19 protein-coding genes and 1 tRNA gene are annotated in these 19,113 nt (G+C 62.6%); 9 read left to right on the top strand and 11 right to left on the bottom strand.

The window, feature by feature from the left end; translation table 11 throughout:
* Window positions 1-18: 18 nt before the first annotated feature.
* On the top strand, window positions 19-372 hold the full coding sequence (locus A9K65_RS20620; protein ID WP_013531698.1) for a DUF971 domain-containing protein: 354 nt from the start codon (window positions 19-21) through the stop codon (window positions 370-372).
* A 72-nt stretch (window positions 373-444) separates the two neighbouring features.
* On the top strand, window positions 445-1,056 hold the full coding sequence (locus A9K65_RS20615; protein ID WP_064993231.1) for a pyridoxamine 5'-phosphate oxidase family protein: 612 nt from the start codon (window positions 445-447) through the stop codon (window positions 1,054-1,056).
* 18 nt (window positions 1,057-1,074) lie between these two features.
* Here A9K65_RS20615 and A9K65_RS20610 read toward each other — a convergent pair whose 3' ends face one another.
* Window positions 1,075-1,527 carry a MarR family transcriptional regulator gene (locus tag A9K65_RS20610; protein WP_013531696.1) on the bottom strand — a complete coding sequence of 151 codons (453 nt, stop codon included), beginning with the start codon at window positions 1,525-1,527 and terminating at the stop codon, window positions 1,075-1,077.
* Between the two features lie 47 nt (window positions 1,528-1,574).
* On the opposite strand from A9K65_RS20610, the gene A9K65_RS20605 reads away from it, so the two are divergent.
* The gene (locus A9K65_RS20605; protein WP_064993187.1) at window positions 1,575-2,483 is read left to right on the top strand and encodes an alpha/beta fold hydrolase; all 909 of its coding nucleotides are present in this window, start codon (window positions 1,575-1,577) and stop codon (window positions 2,481-2,483) included.
* A 13-nt stretch (window positions 2,484-2,496) separates the two neighbouring features.
* Here the strand turns inward: A9K65_RS20605 and A9K65_RS20600 are convergent, their stop codons facing one another.
* The gene (locus A9K65_RS20600; RefSeq protein ID WP_013531694.1) at window positions 2,497-2,892 is read right to left on the bottom strand and encodes a rhodanese-like domain-containing protein; all 396 of its coding nucleotides are present in this window, start codon (window positions 2,890-2,892) and stop codon (window positions 2,497-2,499) included.
* Window positions 2,893-2,947: 55 nt separating this feature from the next.
* Entirely contained in the window at window positions 2,948-3,562 is a 615-nt protein-coding gene (locus A9K65_RS20595) for a TetR/AcrR family transcriptional regulator (protein ID WP_064993188.1), read from the bottom strand.
* Window positions 3,563-3,661: 99 nt separating this feature from the next.
* On the opposite strand from A9K65_RS20595, the gene A9K65_RS20590 reads away from it, so the two are divergent.
* Window positions 3,662-4,408, top strand: coding sequence for a 3-oxoacyl-ACP reductase family protein (locus tag A9K65_RS20590; protein WP_064993189.1), 747 nt, complete (start codon window positions 3,662-3,664; stop codon window positions 4,406-4,408).
* 209 nt (window positions 4,409-4,617) lie between these two features.
* Window positions 4,618-6,507, top strand: a complete 1,890-nt coding sequence (locus A9K65_RS20585) for a murein L,D-transpeptidase (protein WP_064993190.1) — start codon at window positions 4,618-4,620, stop codon at window positions 6,505-6,507.
* A gap of 1 nt (window position 6,508) precedes the next feature.
* On the opposite strand, the gene A9K65_RS20580 is transcribed toward A9K65_RS20585, so the two are convergent.
* Window positions 6,509-6,991 (bottom strand): hypothetical protein, encoded by a 483-nt coding sequence (locus A9K65_RS20580; RefSeq protein ID WP_063167997.1) that lies wholly within the window; start codon window positions 6,989-6,991, stop codon window positions 6,509-6,511.
* Window positions 6,992-7,144: 153 nt separating this feature from the next.
* Window positions 7,145-7,402 (bottom strand): PepSY domain-containing protein, encoded by a 258-nt coding sequence (locus tag A9K65_RS20575; protein WP_013531689.1) that lies wholly within the window; start codon window positions 7,400-7,402, stop codon window positions 7,145-7,147.
* 673 nt (window positions 7,403-8,075) lie between these two features.
* Between A9K65_RS20575 and A9K65_RS20570 the strand changes: the two genes are divergently transcribed.
* Window positions 8,076-8,429 carry a hypothetical protein gene (locus tag A9K65_RS20570; protein ID WP_064993191.1) on the top strand — a complete coding sequence of 118 codons (354 nt, stop codon included), beginning with the start codon at window positions 8,076-8,078 and terminating at the stop codon, window positions 8,427-8,429.
* 372 nt (window positions 8,430-8,801) lie between these two features.
* Here the strand turns inward: A9K65_RS20570 and A9K65_RS20565 are convergent, their stop codons facing one another.
* The 4 genes from A9K65_RS20565 to A9K65_RS20550 form a co-directional block, all read right to left on the bottom strand.
* The gene (locus tag A9K65_RS20565) at window positions 8,802-9,623 is read right to left on the bottom strand and encodes a hypothetical protein (protein WP_157678525.1); all 822 of its coding nucleotides are present in this window, start codon (window positions 9,621-9,623) and stop codon (window positions 8,802-8,804) included.
* 170 nt (window positions 9,624-9,793) lie between these two features.
* Complete coding sequence (locus tag A9K65_RS20560) at window positions 9,794-10,267, bottom strand: DUF4145 domain-containing protein (protein ID WP_157678522.1); 474 nt, start codon at window positions 10,265-10,267, stop codon at window positions 9,794-9,796.
* A 789-nt stretch (window positions 10,268-11,056) separates the two neighbouring features.
* Window positions 11,057-11,131 (bottom strand) — tRNA-Val (locus A9K65_RS20555).
* Window positions 11,132-11,503: 372 nt separating this feature from the next.
* On the bottom strand, window positions 11,504-12,187 hold the full coding sequence (locus A9K65_RS20550; RefSeq protein WP_064993194.1) for a phosphoglycolate phosphatase: 684 nt from the start codon (window positions 12,185-12,187) through the stop codon (window positions 11,504-11,506).
* Window positions 12,188-12,510: 323 nt separating this feature from the next.
* Here A9K65_RS20550 and rpiA point away from each other — a divergent pair, with 323 nt between their 5' ends.
* The 3 genes from rpiA (at window position 12,511) to gor (ending at window position 15,341) form a co-directional block, all read left to right on the top strand.
* The gene (gene rpiA / locus A9K65_RS20545; protein WP_024503288.1) at window positions 12,511-13,242 is read left to right on the top strand and encodes a ribose-5-phosphate isomerase RpiA; all 732 of its coding nucleotides are present in this window, start codon (window positions 12,511-12,513) and stop codon (window positions 13,240-13,242) included.
* Window positions 13,229-13,831 carry a DUF2059 domain-containing protein gene (locus tag A9K65_RS20540; RefSeq protein WP_013531665.1) on the top strand — a complete coding sequence of 201 codons (603 nt, stop codon included), beginning with the start codon at window positions 13,229-13,231 and terminating at the stop codon, window positions 13,829-13,831. The genes rpiA and A9K65_RS20540 overlap by 14 nt, the downstream gene beginning before the upstream one ends.
* A gap of 118 nt (window positions 13,832-13,949) precedes the next feature.
* On the top strand, window positions 13,950-15,341 hold the full coding sequence (gene gor, locus A9K65_RS20535; RefSeq protein ID WP_064993195.1) for a glutathione-disulfide reductase: 1,392 nt from the start codon (window positions 13,950-13,952) through the stop codon (window positions 15,339-15,341).
* Between the two features lie 60 nt (window positions 15,342-15,401).
* Here the strand turns inward: gor and mgtE are convergent, their stop codons facing one another.
* A complete protein-coding gene (mgtE, locus tag A9K65_RS20530; protein WP_064993196.1) occupies window positions 15,402-16,766 on the bottom strand; it encodes a magnesium transporter in 1,365 nt (454 codons plus the stop codon).
* 272 nt (window positions 16,767-17,038) lie between these two features.
* Window positions 17,039-18,943 (bottom strand): ABC transporter ATP-binding protein/permease, encoded by a 1,905-nt coding sequence (locus tag A9K65_RS20525; protein ID WP_024503285.1) that lies wholly within the window; start codon window positions 18,941-18,943, stop codon window positions 17,039-17,041.
* Window positions 18,944-19,113 lie beyond the last annotated feature (170 nt).

Below are 19,113 nucleotides of genomic sequence, written 5' to 3'. Positions count from 1 at the left end.
GACACGGGATCGAACAGCATGACCGCACCGAAAGAACTCAGGGTTTCCAAGGACCGCAAACTTCTGTCCGTCACCTTTCCCGACCACCATCCGTTCGAACTGCCGGCGGAACTGCTGCGCGTCGCCTCGCCATCGGCCGAAGTGCAGGGCCATTCGCCGGATCAGCGGGTGACGGTCCCCGGCAAGCGCAATGTGGCGATCCTGAAGATCGAGCCGGTCGGCAACTACGCCGTGCGCATCACCTTCGACGATTTCCACGACACCGGCATCTTCACCTGGAATTACCTGCATACGCTCGGCCACGAGAAGGATGCGCGCTGGGAAGCCTATCTCGCGGAGCTTGCGGAAAAGGGATTGAGCCGGGACCGCTAGATTGATTCCTCTCGCTGTCGTCAAAACGTCATCGAGATGGCGCAGCGCCGGCAAAGGTTTGGAGGCGAAAACATGTCCGTCATCACCACGGTCGAGCAGCTCGAGGCACTCTATGGCGTTCCAGGCGAGGCCTCGCTGGTCAAGGAACTCGACCACATCATTCCCGAATACGCCGCCTTTATCGAAGCCTCGCCCTTTGTCGCACTGGCGACCAGCGGACCGGAGGGGCTGGACTGTTCGCCGCGCGGCGATCTCGCCGGCTTCGTGCGCATCCATGATCCGAAAACGCTGATGATGCCGGACCGTCGCGGCAACAACCGCGCCGATTCGCTGAAAAACATCATCCGCGACCCACGCGTCGGCCTGCTGTTCCTGGTGCCGGGCTCCGGTACGACGCTGCGCGTCAATGGCCGCGCCCACATCACAACGGATACAGCGCTGTGCGCGTCATTTGCGGTGGACGGCAAGGCGGCGCGATCGGTAACCGTCGTCGACATCGATGCGGTCTATTTCCAATGCGCCCGGGCCATCGTCCGCTCCGAGCTCTGGAACCCGGCAAGGCATGTCGAGCCGAAGTCGCTGCCGACGCCCGGACAGATCCTGGAAATCACCAGCCGCAAGAACATCGACGGCGAAACCTACGACAAGGAATGGCCGGAACGGGCGAAGAAGACGATGTGGTAGGGTTGGGCTGAAGGGCGCTCAAGCCTCATTCAGCACATCATAGATCTTGCGCATCTGCTCACCGATCATGTCGCATTGCTCCGGCGTCGACTGGCTCATCGCCTTCTCGATCAGCGCCATATGCACTTTCAGCGCCTGCATCAGCAGCGCCTCGCCGGCCTCGGTGAGCGCGAGCCGCAGGATGCGCTTGTCCTTCTCGTCGCCTTCGCGGCGCAGCAGGCCACGCGCTTCCAGCTGCGGCAACAGCATGGTGATGTTGGAGCGGCCGACGAGCAGCTTGCGGGCAAGATCGTGCTGCGACATTCCGGGGTGGCGATAGAGGTTCATCAGCACGTCGAGCTGCGCCGGCTTCAAATCGAGCGGCGCAAGTTTCACCGCCAGCGTGCGCTCAAGCACATGGCAGGCGCGCGCCACCGCGACCCAGTTGCGGAAACGCGGGTTGTCCCAAGGCAGCTCTTGTTTATTGTTCATCTTTGAACTATTATGTTCATGCTTGAACGTATGGATGGATTCTCACTATGGCATCATTCGGGCTGAAGGTCATCCGGGGCGTGTTCGGTGCGGCAGAGCGTGTCGCGCCGCGGCTCAGCGGACGCGCGGCGTTCGAATTGTTCTGCCGCACCCCGAATGTCAAGGCGCTCAGCGATGGCGAGCGCCGCGCTGTCGAGCGTGCGGCGGGGTTCATGACCGAGGCGCGTCATCACCGGCTGAAGACCGCGACCGGCTGCGTCATGGTGCACGAGTTCCGGCCCGAGCCGGGCAGGGCGGCCGTCGGCACGGTGCTCGTCGTCCATGGCTGGCGCTCGCGCACCGAATATATGCGCGCCTTGATCGAAGGCTATCGCGCCGCCGGCTACAGGGTCGTTTCGCTCGACCTGCCTGGCCACGGCCAGTCGCAGGGCCGGCGCCTGAACATGGTCAATGCGGTGGATGCGGTGCGGGTTGCCGGCGAATGGTTCGGCCCGTTCGCGGCGGCGGTTGGCCATTCCTTCGGCGGCGCCGTCGCCGCCAATGCCATCGCCGGTTCGGTCAAGAACATCCCGCCGCTGGCGGCGGGACGCCTGGTGCTGATCGCGGCGCCAAGTTCCCTGCCGGCGATCTTTGCCGACTTCAGTCATATGTTGAATGTCGGCCCGCGCTCGCAAGCCGCCATGGCGGACCGGGTCGAGCATCTTTCCGGCCGGCCGCTGCACGAATTCACCGGCGACCGCCAGCTCGCCCAGGCACCGGTGCCGACCCTGGTCATCCACGCGCCGGACGACCGCGAAGTCTCGGCCGATCACGCAAGGCGCTATGCCGGTGCCGGCGGCCATGTGCGGCTCTACTGGGCCGACGGGCTTGGCCATCGCCGCATTCTTGCCGACAAGGGCGTGGTCGAACGCGCGGTCGGCTTCGTGACGCATCGCGAGCCATTGCTGCTGCATTGAGCGGCGGTCGAGATTATTTCTTCTTCTCGCCGGGTTCGACCGGCAGTCCGGCGGCCTTCCAGGCAGTGTAGCCGCCAAGGATGTGCTTGACCGGCGAAAGCCCCATGTCCTGCGCCGTCTTTGTGGCCAGGGCAGAGCGCCAACCGCCGGCGCAGAAGAACACGAAGCTCTTTCCCGAGGCAAAGAACGGCTTGTGGTAAGGGCTTTCGGGGTCGATCCAGAATTCCAGCATGCCGCGCGTGACATGCTTGGCGCCCGGAATCCGGCCGTCGCGTTCCACTTCGCGTGGATCGCGCAGATCGACGAAGATGGTGTCTTCATCGTCGAGCAGCCCGGCCGCTTCCTCCGGCGAAACCACCTCGATCACGGCGTTCGCCTCGTCCAGCAGCTCGCGATAACCCTTTTTCACGCTCTCGTCCCTCCCGGCCTTGCTGGCGGATTTCGAGCACACCAGCCGGCGTTTGTCACGCCGCGTTGCCGCCGGCCAACGTCTGCCAGGCAGCCATGGCCCCGGCAACCGTCGCCAGCAGGGCAGCGTGCGAGGCGCCGTCTCGCGCCTGGATCGACATGCCGTGCTGGACCGTGGCGAAGAAGGTCGCGGCAGCGCTCGCGTCGAAATCCGCCGGCAATTCGCCTTCGGCAATACCGCGCTCCAGACGTTTTTGCAGGGCGGTGTGGTTTTCGGCACGACGGCGGCGCAGATCGTCGCAGATGGCGCCGCGGCTCGAATCCTGATGCAGTGCGCCCAGCGTGATCAGGCAGCCCTGCGGGCGATCGCTCTGCGCATAGGCTTTCGCCGTCAGGCAAAGGAATTGTTCGATCGCCTGCCGCGCGGTCGGAGCCTCGTCCAATGCCAGCCAGATGTCGGCACCCTCGGTGTGCGAGTAAAAATCCGTCGCCTCCAGGAACAGCGCCTCCTTGCTGCCGAAGGCAGCGTAGAGGCTGGGCGAGTTGATGCCCATGGCGGCGGTCAGCTCGCTCATCGATGCGCCTTCGTAACCACGCGCCCAAAACACCTGCATCGCGCGGCGCAGGGCTCCGGTTCGATCGAAGGTGCGGGGACGGCCTCGTTCCGACATGACGCTCTTTCTGTGTTGATCGATACATAATTTAGTTGACGCCAGCGGGCAAGGCTGACAGATATTTATGTATCGATCATTACATAAAAGGAGAATTCGATGTCTTCCAGCAAATTGAACGGCAAGGCCGCGCTCGTCACCGGCGGCAGTCGCGGCATCGGCGCGGCGATTGCGCGGAGGCTGGCGGCCGATGGCGCCAGCGTCGCGCTGACCTATGTGCATGGCGAGGAACAGGCCCGCGCCGTCGTCGCCGAGATCGAGGCCAAGGGCGGCCGCGCCATCGCGATCAAAGCCGACAACCGCGATGCGGTCGCCCTAGACAAGGCAGTCGACGACGCCGTAACCGCCTTCGGCCGGCTCGACATCCTGGTCAACAGCGCCGGCATCTGGCGCGCCGCCCCAATCGACACGCTGTCGCTCGCCGATTTCGACGAGACCATGGAGGTCAATCTCCGGGCCCCGTTCATCGCTTCCAAGGCCGCGGCCGCCCATATGGGTGAGGGCGGCAGCATCATCTCGATCGGCAGCAACCTTGCCGAGCGGGCGACCGACGGCAGCCTCACGGCCTATTCAGCCAGCAAGGCGGCGCTGGTCGGCCTGACCAAGGCGCTGGCGCGCGACCTCGGCCCGCGCGGCATCACCGCCAATGTCGTCCACCCCGGTTCGACCGACACCGACATGAACCCGGCCGACGGCCCGCATGCCGAGCATCAGCGCCGGAAGATGGCAACGCCGCGCTTCGGCAAGGCCGACGACATTGCCGGCATGGTCGCCTGGCTCGCAGGCCCGGAAGGCCGCTTCGTCACCGGCGCTGCCCTGACCATCGATGGCGGCGCCAACGCCTGATCCCGCGGGGATTCCGGCTGGGGCGGAACCACCCTCCGCTCCAGCCGTCACGATCTTGTGAAACCGTTCTGCAACAGGCTTTCCAAAATTTATGAAAGCTTAACGAAATCGGTATGAATCAGTATAGTCGCGCCTTACATCCGCCATGCGGTGAGCGGGACGATCTAGCGTGCGGAACGGGAACCGGCTGCGGCCGGAGCGGGTGATCCATGAAATTCCTCGGAAACAAAGCAACCGTGATGCCGCTGGTGGCAGTCACGGCAACGCTGGCTTTCGGTGTACCCCACGCAGGCGCGCAGGGACTCTTCGACATGCTTTTCGGCGGCGGCGTCAGGCATGCGCCGAAAGGCGAGTTTCCGCCCCCGCCACCGAAGAACAAGCCAAAGCCGAAAGTGTCCGGTGGCGGCGGCGGCAATGTGAAGATCAGCAGCCCGTCCTACTACACCTACAAGGCCGACCGGCTGGTTCGCGTCGACTTCTCGGCATTGGCCGCGACGCCGGCGCCGGCGACACCGCAGGACGCCGCCTTCGTCCCGTCGGTTACGGGTGCCGCGTTTCGTGATGCGGTTGCCAGCTTGGGCGACTACGAACTCTTAGCCGAGCCCGATATCGCCAAGGCGCTGATCGCGTACTACTCGGCCAATCCGGATTTCATCTGGATAAGCGGAACGAGCCTCAACAGCCGTGCGCAGGATGCGGTGCGGGTGCTTGGCGAGGCTTCAAGCTATGGCCTCACGCCCTCCGACTATACGGTCGAAGTGCCCGCTGCCGGCGCATCGACGACCGATGCCAATGCGCAACTGAAAGAACTCGTCCGTTGCGAGATGGCGCTTTCGGCGCGTGTGCTGCGCTATGCCCACGACGCCCAGAACGGCCGCGTCGATCCCAACCGCATGACCGGCTATTATGATTTCCCGGCCAAGCCGCTCGATCTGCAAGGCGTGCTGAAAACGCTGGCGCATACCCAGCAGGTGCGCACCTATCTCGAATCGCGGCACCCGCAGAATGCGGAATACCAGGCGCTGCGCGTCGAACTGGAAGCGCTGCAGGCCAGTGCGGAAAACGAAATCGTCGTCGACCCCAAACTGCTGCTGAAGCCGGGCGAAACCAGCCCCGAACTGCCGAAGCTGCTGACCCTGATCGCGCGCAATCTCGACGACGAGATGGGCGGCGCCTATGGCGAGGTCCTGTCCAGGCTGGCCACCAGCGACGTCTATGATCCGGAATTGGTCCCGGTCATCAAGGCCGTGCAGCAGAAGGCAGGCATGAAGGGCGACGGCGTCATCGGCCCGCGCACCGTCGCGACGCTGGCCGGAACATCCAAGGCCGACAAGCTGCTGAAGGTGGAAGTGGCGCTGGAGGAACTGCGCTGGCTGCCCTCCGATCTCGGCAGCCCGCGCGTCTTCATCAACCAGCCGGCCTTCACCGCGAGCTACATCGACAATGGCGAGGAAAAGCTCAAGACGCGTGCCGTCATTGGCCGGACCACCAACCAGACCTCCTTCTTCTACGACCAGATCAAGCAGGTCGATTTCCATCCCTATTGGGGCGTGCCCCAGTCGATCATCGTCAACGAGATGCTGCCGAGATTGCGCAACGATCCGGGCTATCTCGACCGGTCCGGCTATGAGGTGACGGATTCGCGCGGCAAGCGCATTCCTTCGTCGGCGGTCAACTGGGGCGCCTATGGCTCGAACATCCCCTACAGCGTGCGCCAGCAGCCGAGCGAGGCCAACGCGCTGGGCGAGTTGAAGATCCTGTTCCCCAACAAGCATGCGATCTACATGCACGACACGCCGCAGAAATCGTTTTTCCAGCGCGATATGCGCGCGCTCAGCCATGGCTGCGTGCGGCTGCAGGATCCGCGCGGCATGGCGGCGGCGGTGCTTGGCACCTCCGTGGACTATATCGCCGAGAAGCTGAAGCACGGCCACGCGACCGAGAACGTGACACGCACGATCCCGGTCTATGTCGCCTATTTCACCGCATGGCCCGATCTGTCGGGCAAGGTCGAATATTTCGGCGACGTCTACGACCGCGACTCGCGGCTGAAGCAGGCCCTGGATGCCACGGAGGCGGTTCGCTCGCCTTCGAGTTGATTTAGCGCTCGAACAGTGGCCGTCGGAAGCCGGCGTCGCGCCCGGCGATCAGCCAATAGAGCAACCCGGCGACAAGGCCGGCAGCGGCAATGATGCCGATGTCGACCCAACGCTCCGGGTCCATGTCCTCCGGTGCGCTCGGCCAGATCAGGGCGAAGCCGCCGACTGCGGCGCCAGCGCCGAAAACCATGTGCAGCAGGACATTGCGCAGCGAGAAGAACTCTGCGATCAGCGCGAAGATCAACGTTTGCAGCGCGGTCACCACGATCGTCAGGAAATAGACGAACATGCCGAGCGGCGGCACCAGCAGCACCGCGATCGGCGAAACGCCCATGACGTCGAAATAGTTGGGCGCATTGGGCAAGGAACTGAGCACGCCATAGATCACCGCCACGGCGATCAGGCCGACCAGCACCGATACGAAGTAGCCGGCCAACATCATCAATATGCGCTTCATCACGTGCTTTGCCGTCGCCATCCCCATCCCCCAATGCGGCGCCCGGAGCTATTCCAGGGAACGACAGTCAGCCATCAAAGCACGACTGACGCAAGGGGAGGCGCCCGCGCCAGGGCGATCGCCGAAGTTAGCGCCGGGAGCCTGTGACGCAGCCGAGAACGAATTCGCGTCGGAGCGTCCCTATTTCGGCTCCGCCGTCACAGGATCATAGGTGATTTCGACCTTCGCCTTGTCCGCCGTGTAATAGGTGACGGTGTAGGCGCCGCTGTCCCAGTCGACCTCGTCCACATAGCGAAAGCCGTCGCGCTGCTCGACCTTGGCGATGATCTCCGACAGCTTCTTGGCATTGGGCGGCGGCAGCGGCTTGTCGTCCGCGGCCAAGGCCGGCGCGACGGCGAAAAGAACGGCGACGCTGGTCGCCAGCAGAAATCTGGACATGGCTTTCCCTCAAGTTTCGTCGGGGAGAAACTCGCTGGCGTACCGGTTTGTTCCGCGGGTGGAATGCGTGCCGATTCAGTCCACCGGTTTGCAGCTGCCCGAACGAGGGGCCGCTGCCCGCTTGACTTACGCGGCGCGTCGTTGAGCGGGGTGGAGACCTGAACGGGTTCGGCGAGGGTCGACGGCGGTCACGATGCTGTGGTGGTGATCGCAATAGACGCGATCCGCCGAAGTTGGCCCGGCACAAAAACGATAACCGCCGGGTACCGACCGGTCTTCGCTTACCGGGAAGCGGCACTGATAGACGCCTAGCTGAATGAGGGGGACGTCTTTCGAAATTGGTCTGACATTTTCAGGCATGGTTTTTCAGGTTCCTGGTTCATAGCCATTGCCGGCTGACGGCCGCTGTGCGACCGCGTCAAAGCGAGCTTCTCTCGTTTTGGAGGGCTGTGGATCACCATATGGTGTCGATCGCAGCGTCAATGAAGCCCGAAACCCTGCTTTCGCAAGCCAATGATTGCGACTTAAGGCCACACTTACCGCTGGGAAGGCGGGCTCGGCAGCGAATACATTTTGTCAGCAGACAGTGTGGTCGCGTCCCGGAGCACCTCTGCGAACCGCTTCGCCAGTGCTAAAGTGTGCCTGCACTCACCAAACTGCAGGGATATGAGGCATGCCCGAAATCACACGCCGTACACTTCTTGCGTTCACCGCCGTGGCCTCGGTTGTTGAACCGACGTTTGCCGAAGCGGAAGGGGCCTCACCCGAATTGCGGGCGCTGATCGGAGCCCATGAAGCCAGCTATGTCGGGCTTCACAGGGTTGTTCATCAAGCGGGCAGCAGCAGCCACGATCGCAAGAGGGCAGACCGGATTGAACAGGAAGCATTGCTTGCCATCTGCTCCTATCCTGCGATCAGCCGAGGCGACCGCCGGGCTAAGGCGGATTACCTGTTGACCGCTGAGGCTCGGGGTGAACTCGACCTGGGAGAGCACATGCAGGCCATCCTGCACTCGATGAAGAACTGATCGCGGCTCGATGAGGCGCAGTGCAGAGCTTGGCCCCATCGACAGGAGTTCATGCGCTCGGCTATCTCGCCACCTTCCGGTGAGCGGCCTGTCGGGCCAATGGCAGGTGAGGCTCGATGAAGCCCCGTGCCGGTGCAGAAAGCCCGAGCGCTGGAACCTGAACGCTGCTTCGTCTACTGCGCCGACGACCGCATCGGATCTCGAGCAGATGAAGGCCCGAAACGGCTCCGACGTTTGCCAGTTCCAGAGCTAAACGAGCTACAGTAGCGCCTTGAACTTCGCCCAGAAGAATTTTGGCGGGAAGGGGCGGGGTGTAGCTGCTAGGTGTCTGGCTTGGAGTACTTTCAGGACGCGTGAAACATCGCCGATCATTTATGCCTTGTTGAGGAACCGTTGTGCTGACATTTTCAATCGATCACCCAAGGTTGTAAGCCGAAATGAGCCCCAGAAACGGGTATATGTGAAGGCAAGAACCGCAGTACAAACGGCCACGCATGAGAACAATATGGTCTGGTAACGCAGAAGCTCGGCCTTTCCGGTTTCGCTCATCGGCAAAAACCCCAGCAGGTTCGGAAGTAGGAAGCCGATAGCGACGGCAAAGATGCCGAGAATAGCAAGAGACTGCACCCTTGTTTGGCCCGCCCTCCGCAATGCACTGTAGCGTTCAACCACGCCAATCCGCGCCAAGCGTTCAAGCCCGTGTTGTTCGGCTTGGTGGCGAGGTATTGCCCAGCCTGACCCGGTGTTGAGCAGGAGGATGGCATCACGACGCTCCATGGCTTTGAGCGCCTGCATCATTTCCTGAATATCGTCTCCATCGCGATAGATTTCGCTCAAAAGGCCTTCCCAAAGCGCGGAGAGTTCCTTGTCGCGCTCAGGTTCAATCTTCTCGGCGCCCTCAGCCCACTCCTCTGCATATTCGAACTGCCGCTCTGTTGGACCATCGGAGTCGAGATCAGGCGGGTCGAGGCGCAGCACTCTGTCCCTATGGTGTATAAGGTTTCGGGTCTTCTTGGCCTTGCGCCGGGCAACCCATTCATCCGTCTGTTCGCCCCAGTAATTGCCAAGCGAAGTCGCAGCCGGAGTTAAAAGAGCTGTGAAGGGCTTAGTGTTCACGACAGATGTGACGGCACCCAATGCACCGATGACCGGCATTCCGCCGCCACTTTCTTCCGGTTCGTTCGAATCCGCCATAGACTTATCCCCCCTGGTGCAACCTACCTGCGGGCTCCGCCGACAGCAATACAATGGCCGCATCAGTATTTCGCAAACAAAAGCGGTCGAGGTCCTTGTGGAGGGCTGGCATGGCAACCCTGCCGAATAGGGCAGGAATATATTCCTGCCGTGGTCCTGAGTGTCAATAGCTAGAAATTGCCATTCTTGACCAGCAATGCCGCTGTCATCTTCTCCAGTCGACTCTTTCGACCGTCGACCAAATCCTTGAGCATCTCCTGCAAAATCTCGAAGCAGTTGATCAGGGTTTCGAACTTTGCCTTGCCTTGGTGGCTGCCAAAGTTTCCGACGTTGCGCATGGCGTTGAACGCGTCCTTGTGGCCCGGCTTCTTGTCTTCCAGGTATTCGATACGCTGAGCCAGCGTCATATCATAATCCCGGCCCTTGTTGTTCACGCCCATGTAGGGGACCTCGAACTGGTCAAGCAAGCGTTCGAGGAAGATCCGAATACGGTTGGCGCACGACGCTGGGTCCACCCACAGCAGCTCGAATGCCTTCCGGAGATGGGCGGCGCATTCCTTGCTAAGCTTCGGGGATAAGGGAAATACTGGCGGGGCAGGGTACATTTGAGTGGGCGAATAGTAGGTGGAGTTGTAGCTTACCATCTCCCCCAAATCCTCCTCGTACTGCTCGTGATGTGCATGGGTAACCCGCCCGCAGACAGCCACAACCTCTCCGCAGACCTTGTTCCCGCACACTAAAAGGCAGATGAAGCGCTCCGTTACCCACTCCGGTTCCCAGCTAGAGTCAGATTGCTCGGCCCTAGAATATGCGGTTTCCAGCGTTCGGCGGCTGTCTTTAAGCAGAGCAAGTTGCCCTGACCTACATCGCGGGCAGGGGAATTTTGGAAATGCGCTGTAGTAGGGACGCCAAAGATTTCGTTCCACGGGTCACCAAATTCTGATCGAGCGCTCCTGCATAGAACAGTTGCCGTCCACCATCCAGCTAGCAGGGCTATTGTTGGTGCGAGGCAGGCCATGTGCAAGCCAGGCTCGCCAAAAGCTGAGAAGTTGGCAGCGGACCTTGCCCGGGCTTTCCAGGGCGGCATGGCCGATGAACCTGCTCATAGCGGCGCGCCCGCGTTCGGGACCTTAGGCAGGCAGGCTGACCAAGCGCCGCTGGCGTTCCAACACATTGTGTCAGATCGCCGGTCTGACATCCGACAAGAAGTTGCCCGAGATCGTCACCGTTCGGCAGGCGTTCGTTCAGATCTTGATGTCCAACGGAGTTGGGCGATCGCTATCCGTACCGCCTCGACCAGTGCCTCCGTGCGCTGACGGGTGTCAGCGCCTTTCCAGTCAAGATTCCGCACTAGGCCGAGGTCATTTTCGAGTTGCGCGCCGGTGCCGATTTTCAGGGAGTTCTGTTGAAACCAATTCATCCCGAGGGTTAGATGGTGGGCGATGCAGGGATTGAACCTGCGACCCCACCCGTGTGAAGGGTGTGCTCTCCCGCTGAGCTAATCGCCCGCTCGTTGCCCGAAGGCCAAGCGAGCCGCGATATAAGGGAGGCGGGTGCGGTAAGTCAAGGCGGTGTCGGGCGTTCCGACGAGGATCGGATTGTCGGCCTATTCGGCCTTGTCTTCGACGGAGATGCTGATCGCTTCCTTATAGCCAATCGATATAGATTCTTGCGAAGAGGACCCCCACCCTAACCCTCCCCACAAGGGGGAGGGAAGCTGCCGCGCGCCTTTTCACTATACTTGGCGTCCAACTTCGGTGGTTTGCCGAGATCAGCGCCTGCGAGAGTCTCCCTCCTCCTTGTGGGGAGGGGTTAGGGGTGGGGGTATTCGTAGGGCGAAAAACTTCTGCACATTTGCCATTGGCTTGTGCGCTTTCCGATCAGCCTCCAGCGGCAGCGATCAGCCTTTGCGCCAGTTCCAGCGTCAGCGCGTCGAAATGCGAGATCACCGCCGAGGGCTCGAACTCGCGGACATGGCGGTCGGTGTAGCCGAAATCGACCGCCACCACCGGGATGCCAGCGGCTTTCGCCGTGTCGATGTCGGTTTGCGAATCGCCGACCATCAGCGCGCGGTGCGGGTCGCCGCCGGCCAGCTTGATGGTCTCGATGAGATGGCGCGGGTCGGGCTTGCGGAAGGCGAACGTGTCCTGTCCGGCGATCGCCGCGAAATGCCTGGTCAGGCCGAGTGCCTCGATCAGCGCCAACGAGTTGGCTTCGTATTTGTTGGTGCAGATGGCGAGGATATAGCCGGCCTCCTCGAAGCGCGCGATCGCCTCGATGACACCGGGGTAGGGGCGTGACTTGCCGGGGATGTTCAGGGTGTAGTGGTCGAGGAAGAGTTTCAGCAGCCGGTCGTGCTCCTCGACGGCAAGCGATCGCTGATGGGCGGCGTGCGCCCGCTCGATCATCACCCGGCCGCCGTGACCGACAAAGCGCCTGAAGCCGGCTTCGTCGACCGCCGCGATCTCGCTGGCGGCCAGGCTGTGGTTGAGGCTGTCGAGCAGGTCCGGCGCTGTGTCGATCAGCGTACCGTCGAGGTCGAACACGATGATCGGTCGGGTCATGGTCTGTCCTGGGGCAAGTTTCTACAGGGGCAGGCGATAAAGGCTGCGGCGCGTCAAGGCAAGCGCGGGGCCAGTTCGTTCAGGCGGGGGCTGCTTATCAGGCCGGGCATTCGCGGCTGGACGCCGCTATGAAAAAAACCGCCTCGACGGCGGGCTGTTGGCGCAAATCAGCACCATAGGCAAAAATGTAGCATAGCTGCGCTCACCCGTCAAGGAAATAATTCCTATACTGAGCATCACCTGGAGAAGCGCCGTCCAGGGCTTTGACCGGATCGGCAAAAATGCTACGAGCCCGGCAGCGAATTTCCGGGGCAATAACCGACATGGATGCAAGGCAGTTGAAGGTCGAAGCCGCGCGGGCAGCACTTGCCCATGTGAATGACGGCATGCGGCTCGGCATCGGCACCGGCACAACGGCCGAGGAGTTCGTGCGGCTGCTTGCCGAAAAGGTCGCAACCGGCATGACCGTCATCGGCGTACCGACTTCGGAGCGCACCGCGTTGCTCTGCCGCGAGCTTGGCGTGCCCCTGTCGACGCTGGAGGAAACGCCAGAGCTGGATCTCACCGTCGACGGCGCCGACGAAGTCGACCCGGAACTGACCCTGGTCAAGGGCGGCGGCGGCGCGCTGCTGCGCGAGAAGATCGTCGCCGCGGCGTCCCAGCGCATGATCGTCATCGCCGACCGCTCCAAGATGGTCGAGACGCTCGGCCGTTTTCCCCTGCCGATCGAAGTCAATCCGTTCGGCCTGCGCGCCACTGAAATCGCGGTTGCCGCGGCGGCTGAAAAGCTCGGTCTTTCCGGACCGGTCACATTGAGGATGACGGGCGGGCAGGCTTTTGTTACAGACGGCGGCCATTTTATCCTCGATGCATCTTTTGGCCGCATTCCGGATACAAGAGCGCTTTCGAATGCTCTCCACGCCATTCCGGGCGTGGTCGAGCATGGTCTTTTCATCGGGCTGGCTTCAGCGGCCATCATCGCCGGCGGCGACGGTATCCAAACCGTCCATGCCGCCCGAAAACCAGGGAGTTCTACCGATCATGACGTTGCATAACCGGGTTCGCAGCCTTTCCGTCCTTCTGGCGGCCTCGGCCGTTTTCGCCTTCTCGTCGCCGGCGTTTTCGCAGGATGTCACGGAAGCGCACCTGAAGGCCGCCCGCGCGGCGGTCGCTGCGATCCACGCGACCGACCCGTTCGACAACATCCTGCCGCAGGCAGCCGCGGCGCTCGAATCGCAGCTGATCCAGAAGAACCCGGACATGCAGGAACTGATCGGCAAGACCATCAACGAGAAGGCTCTGGCGCTGGCCTCGCGCCGCGCCGACCTCGAGAAGGAAGCAGCACTCGCCTACGCGAAAGTGTTCTCCGAAAAGGAACTGACCGACATCGCCGCCTTCTACAATTCCGATTCGGGCAAGAAGCTGCTCGATAGCGGCCCGACGGTAACCCGCGAATTGGTCAAGGCAGCCGACATCTGGCAGAACGGCCTCGGCCGCGATCTCGCCCAGCAGGTCGGCGAAACGCTGGCCGCAGCCGCCAAGGCAAAGGCGCAGGCAGCACCTGCCGCGCCCGCCGACGGAGCCGCCGCTCCGGCCGATGGCGCAGCGCCCGCCGACGGCGCGGCCCCCGCGGACAACAACTGACCCCGCATTTTTCAAATGGCCTTGCGGCCTACTGCGAAAGCCCGGCCTGTCCGGGCTTTTCTTTTGCCGTTTTGCGGCCTACCTGTCTGACACATTTCTGAAGCCTGGGAGCCGCGTCATGGCCGGTTACGACTACGATCTTTTCGTCATCGGCGGCGGCTCGGGCGGGGTGAGGGCGGCGCGCGTCGCCGCGGCACTCGGCAAGCGTGTCGGCATCGCCGAGGAATACCGCTATGGCGGCACCTGCGTCATCCGCGGCTGCGTACCGAAAAAGCTCTACGTCTATGCCTCGCAATTTCCCGAGCACTTCGCCGACGCCGCCGGCTATGGCTGGACGGTGCCGGAAGCCAGTTTCGACTGGCAGACGCTGGTCGCCAACAAGGATCGCGAGATCAGCCGGCTGGAGGCGATCTACGTCAGGAACGTCGAGGGCGCCGGCGGCGAGACCTTCCACTCGCGCGCCATGATCGTCGATCCGCATGTCGTGCATCTCCTGGGTGAGGATCGCACCGTCACAGCAGACCAGATCCTGATTGCCACCGGCGGCCGCCCGGCGGCGCATCCGGCGCTGCCCGGCCACGAACATTGCATCTTTTCCAACGAAGCTTTCGACCTCAAGGAGTTGCCCAGGGCGATCATGATCGAGGGCGGCGGTTACATCGCCGTCGAGTTCGCCAACATTTTTCATGGTCTCGGCGTCGACACGACGCTGGTCTATCGCGGCAAGGAGATCCTCAGCCGGTTCGACATGGACCTGCGGCGCATGCTGCACGAAACCATGGAAAAGAAGGGGATAAGGATCCTTTGCCATTCCGTGTCCGAATGGATCCGGAAGCGGCCGGACGGCCGGCTCGATGCGCTGGTCAGCGGCGGCGAGGTGCTGACCGTCGACCAGGTGATGCTGGCCATCGGCCGCATTCCCAACACCGAGAATATGGGCCTGGAAGGCATCGGACTGGAGATGACCAAGACCGGCGCCATCGCCGTCGACCAATACTCCCGTACCAACGTCGACAACGTCTGGGCGATCGGCGACGTCACCAACCGCGTGCAGCTGACGCCGGTGGCGATCCATGAGGCGATGTGTTTCATCGAAACCGCCTTCAAGGGAAATCCGACCGCGCCCGATCACGAGACGATCGCGACCGCCGTCTTTTCACAGCCCGAGATCGGCACTGTCGGCCTGTCGGAGGACGACGCCGTCAAACGCTTTTCCGACATCGAGATCTACCGCGCCACATTCCGGCCGATGCGGCACACCCTGTCCGGGCGCGACGAGAAGATGCTGATAAAGCTGGTGGTCGATGGCGCGTCGAAGAAAGTGCTTGGCGCCCACATATTGGGGCCGGACGCCGGCGAAATGGCGCAGCTTCTTGGCATCCCGCTGAAGGCCGGCCTGACCAAGGGCGATTTCGACCGTACGATGGCCGTGCATCCGACGGCGGCGGAAGAACTGGTCACCATGTACAAGCCGACCTATCGCGTGAAGGACGGCGAGCGGGTCGATTGACGGCAAAGCCGGTTTGAGGAACTCCGCCGCGGCAAGGACATGCCACGGCGGAGATGGTTGCTACAGCAGCGTGCCGCGCAGGATCACCAGCGCCACCGAGAAGTAGATCACCAGCCCGGTGACATCGACCAGCGTGGCAACGAACGGCGCCGATGCGCTGGCCGGATCGAAGCCGATGCGCTTCAAGGCGAACGGCAGCATCGACCCCGACAGCGAACCGAAGGTGACGATGCCGACCAGTGCAGCACCCACCGTGGTGGCGATCAGCGGCCAGTGCGGGCCATAGTCGTAGAAGCCCATATACTGCCAGAGCGCGATGCGGCAGACGCCGACCACGCCGAGCATGGCGCCCAGCACCAGGCCGGTGGGCAGCTCGCGCAGCGCCACCCGCCACCAGTCGCCAAGGCCGATCTCGCGCAGCGCCAGCGCACGGATGACCAGCGAGGTCGCCTGCGAGCCGGAATTGCCGCCGGAGCTCATGATCAGCGGGATGAACAGCGTCAGCACGATCGCCTTCTCCAGCTCGCCCTCATAGCTCTGCATGGCGTTGGCCGTCAGCATCTCCGAGATGAACAGCGCGCACAGCCAGCCGCCGCGTTTCCTGATCATGGCGAGGAAGCTCATCTTCATGTACGGCTCGTCCAGCGCCTCCATGCCGCCGAAACGGTGCACGTCCTCGGTCGTCTCCGCGATCATCGTATCGATGATGTCGTCGATGGTGACGATGCCGAGGATCTTGCCATGGTCGACGACCGGAACGGCGAGCAGATCGTATTTGGAGATCGTCTGCGCCAGCGTTTCGCGATCGGTCAGCGGGCCGACCGTCACCGGAAGATGATCCGGCGCCACCGTCATGATCGAATCGTCCGGCTCACCGGTGATCAGCCGGCGCAGACCCGTCGAGCGCACAAGCAGGTGCGTCTGCGGATCGACGATATAGATCGCATAGACGGTCTCGCGCGTCCGCTCCACCTTGCGGATGTAGTCGAGCGTTTGCCCGACGCTCCAGTCCGAGGGCACGCTGACGAACTCCGTCGTCATGATCGATGCGGCACTGCCTTCGGGATAGCCGAGGATGGAGAGCAGCGTTGCGCGCAGCGGCGGCGCAAGTCCGCCGAGCAGCTCGGAACGCGCCGGCTCGTCGAGCTCGCGCAAAATGTCGGCGGCACGGTCGACCGACATGGCGGTGAGCAGCTTGCCCGCCTTGGCGCGCGGCAGCGCCTCCATGAGTTCCGACGCGCCGTCGAGTTCCGGCTGATCGAAGATCTCGACCAGACGTTCGAACGTCACTTCACAGAGCAGTTCCGTCGCGGTCTCTCGAGGCTCCCTGTTCAGGGCCTCGACAATGTCGGCGACGTGATCGTTGGCTAGGATACGGGCAATCGCGACGGCCTCGTCGCTTGCCACCGTGGTAAATTCGTTCATGGCTCACTCCTTGCCGTCCGGCAGGACATGAACCATGTGAGGTCACGTCAGGGCGGACGGCTGTTGCGTTCGACTGTGACTGTCGCCAGGCATGGCGCGGTGACCTTTCTGCTTGCGGGTTCGCGTTTGATTGTCTGCAAGCTGGCGCAACATAGGAGCGCGCCTTGCCGTGTCAATCGCGGTGAGGAGGGAAAATGCCGACGAGCGGGCAAGATCGCGAGACTGTGATCACCGGCCGCCGTTCGACTAGGCAGACCGGGGTGGAATAACCGTTATTTCTGCTTCAGCCGGCGCGAGAAGCGCAGCCACTTGTCTTCGACCGGCCTTGGGACCGGCCTTGGCTGCACGAGAATGGTGGTGAGTTCGGCGGGCAGGGTCGGAACCAGCGGCTTCTTGGTGGCGACGCCGTCGGCGATCGCGACGATGCTGTGATAGAATTCGCTGCCCGTCATCGATCTCGGCGCCACCGCCTCGTGCATGACGCTGATCACCGTGACATCGGGGCAGTTGTCCTTGATGGCCTGGTGGAAGGCGACCTTGCCATCGGGGTCGAGCGCGCCGGTCGCCTCGTCGAGGAACAGCAATCCCGGCTGCTGCAGCACGATGCGGGCCACCACCAGCTTCTGTTTCTGGCCGCCCGACAGAACCTGGTCCCAGCTTTTGCCTTCGCGGCTTTCGTCGGCCATGTGCTCGATAAAGTCGCCGAGCCCCGCCTTGTGCAGCGCCGACGCCACCTGCGCATCGCCATGGTCGTGCTCGGAGCCGGGCAGGCAGACCAACTGCTTCAGCGACACCGGCTGCAGCTTGACCTCCTGGGCGGCATAGAAACTCTTGACGCCCTCCGGGAAGACGATGGTGCCGCGGCCATATGGCCACAGGCCGTTGATCGCCTTGATCAGCGAGGTCTTGCCGCAACCGGACTCGCCTTTCAGGAAAGTCCATTCGCCGCGCCGGAAGCGCAGATTGGCGGCGCTGAGAAAGGGCGTCGCGTCCTCGCCCTGATGCGCCAGTTCGAGCTTCTGGATGGTCAGGCCGAAAACCGGGTTCTGGCTGGCATAGTGGAAGTCGGAGCGGCCGGTCTGGCTGTAGAATTCCTGCGGATGCTGGACATTCTCGATCGCATTGGCCAGCTCGGTGACACGCTGGCTGTTGGCGCGCAACGTGGCGATGGCGGGCATGACGTGGATGAACCACGAACACTGGCCGATCAGCGAATTGACCAGTTCGGAGCCGGTTATGTAGCCCTTGAGGTCGAGACCGTTGTGGATGAACGGCACCAGGCCCGGTCCGTAGGCGACAATGCGGGCACCGATGAAATTGTAGATCAGCTCGAACGACATATAGACGGTGTTGACGATGTTCAGCCGCGTCCAGGTGCCGTCGATGTCGACATAAAGCCGGCCATGCATGGTCCTTTGCACGCCTTCGCCCTGAGACGCCGCGACATGGAAGGAGCGGCGCAGGAATGTCGTCAGCTCGCCGCGATAGCTGCCCTCGGCCTGCTGCATCCTGACGTTGAGGCGCTCGAGCAGGCCGCCGAGCTTGACCGCGATCCAAGTGTTCAGCGGCACGTAGGTGGCGACGGCCAGGAAGGCGAGGATGGCGCTGCCATAGCTGCCGAGGAATTCCAGCCCCTTCACCTCGACGGAGTTTTCGAGCAGCTTCTGGCCGACGAAATAGAGCGATGTGGCAACGCCAAGCACGCCCATGGCGAGCCCGATGGCGCCACCGGTCATGTCCTTGATGGATTCCTGGACGCGCTGGTCGATGTTGTCGGGGGCCGGTGCGCCGCTGCCGGTCGACGCGTGCTGGGCATGGAAATGCGTATGATTGCCGTCCAGCAGCGCTTCATTGAAGCGGCTGTCCAGCCAACCGCGCCATTTGCGGTGCAACGTCGCCGAGACAAGGTTGCGGATGCCGGTGAAGCCAGCGTCCTTGAGTACGACCAGCAGCACGAGGACGCCGGCATTGACCAAAAGCGAGCGAAGCGGCGTGGTGTTGGCGGCGTCATGGAAGAAGGCGATGGAATTGACCAGTTCGCCCGAGGCTTCGGCGAACCAGACACCGGCCTTGCTGGACAGCGCCGTGAGCAGCGCGATCACCAGCGTCAGCGTCCAGGCTTCCTTCCAGCGGTCGGAAACCCAGTAGGCCCGCATCAGGCCCCAGAAGCTGCGCATCGACGACACCGGCGTCAGAAGCGATCGCCCTGCGGCATCGCGAGGTGTTTTTTCCGGTACTGACTCTTGCGATGGTCTACCGACCCGAATCACTATCCCGCCCAAACCTTTTTTCTTTTGTTACGGATGGTAACACCAATTGATCATTTTCCATTAATTTAAAACCGGGC

Origin of the sequence: Mesorhizobium sp. WSM1497 (assembly GCF_001672455.2) — a bacterium.
In the GTDB taxonomy this organism is placed as follows: Bacteria; Pseudomonadota; Alphaproteobacteria; order Rhizobiales; family Rhizobiaceae; genus Mesorhizobium; species Mesorhizobium ciceri.
The sequence above is the reverse complement of the archived record's forward strand: the minus strand, read 5'-3'. Positions and strand labels throughout refer to the sequence as shown.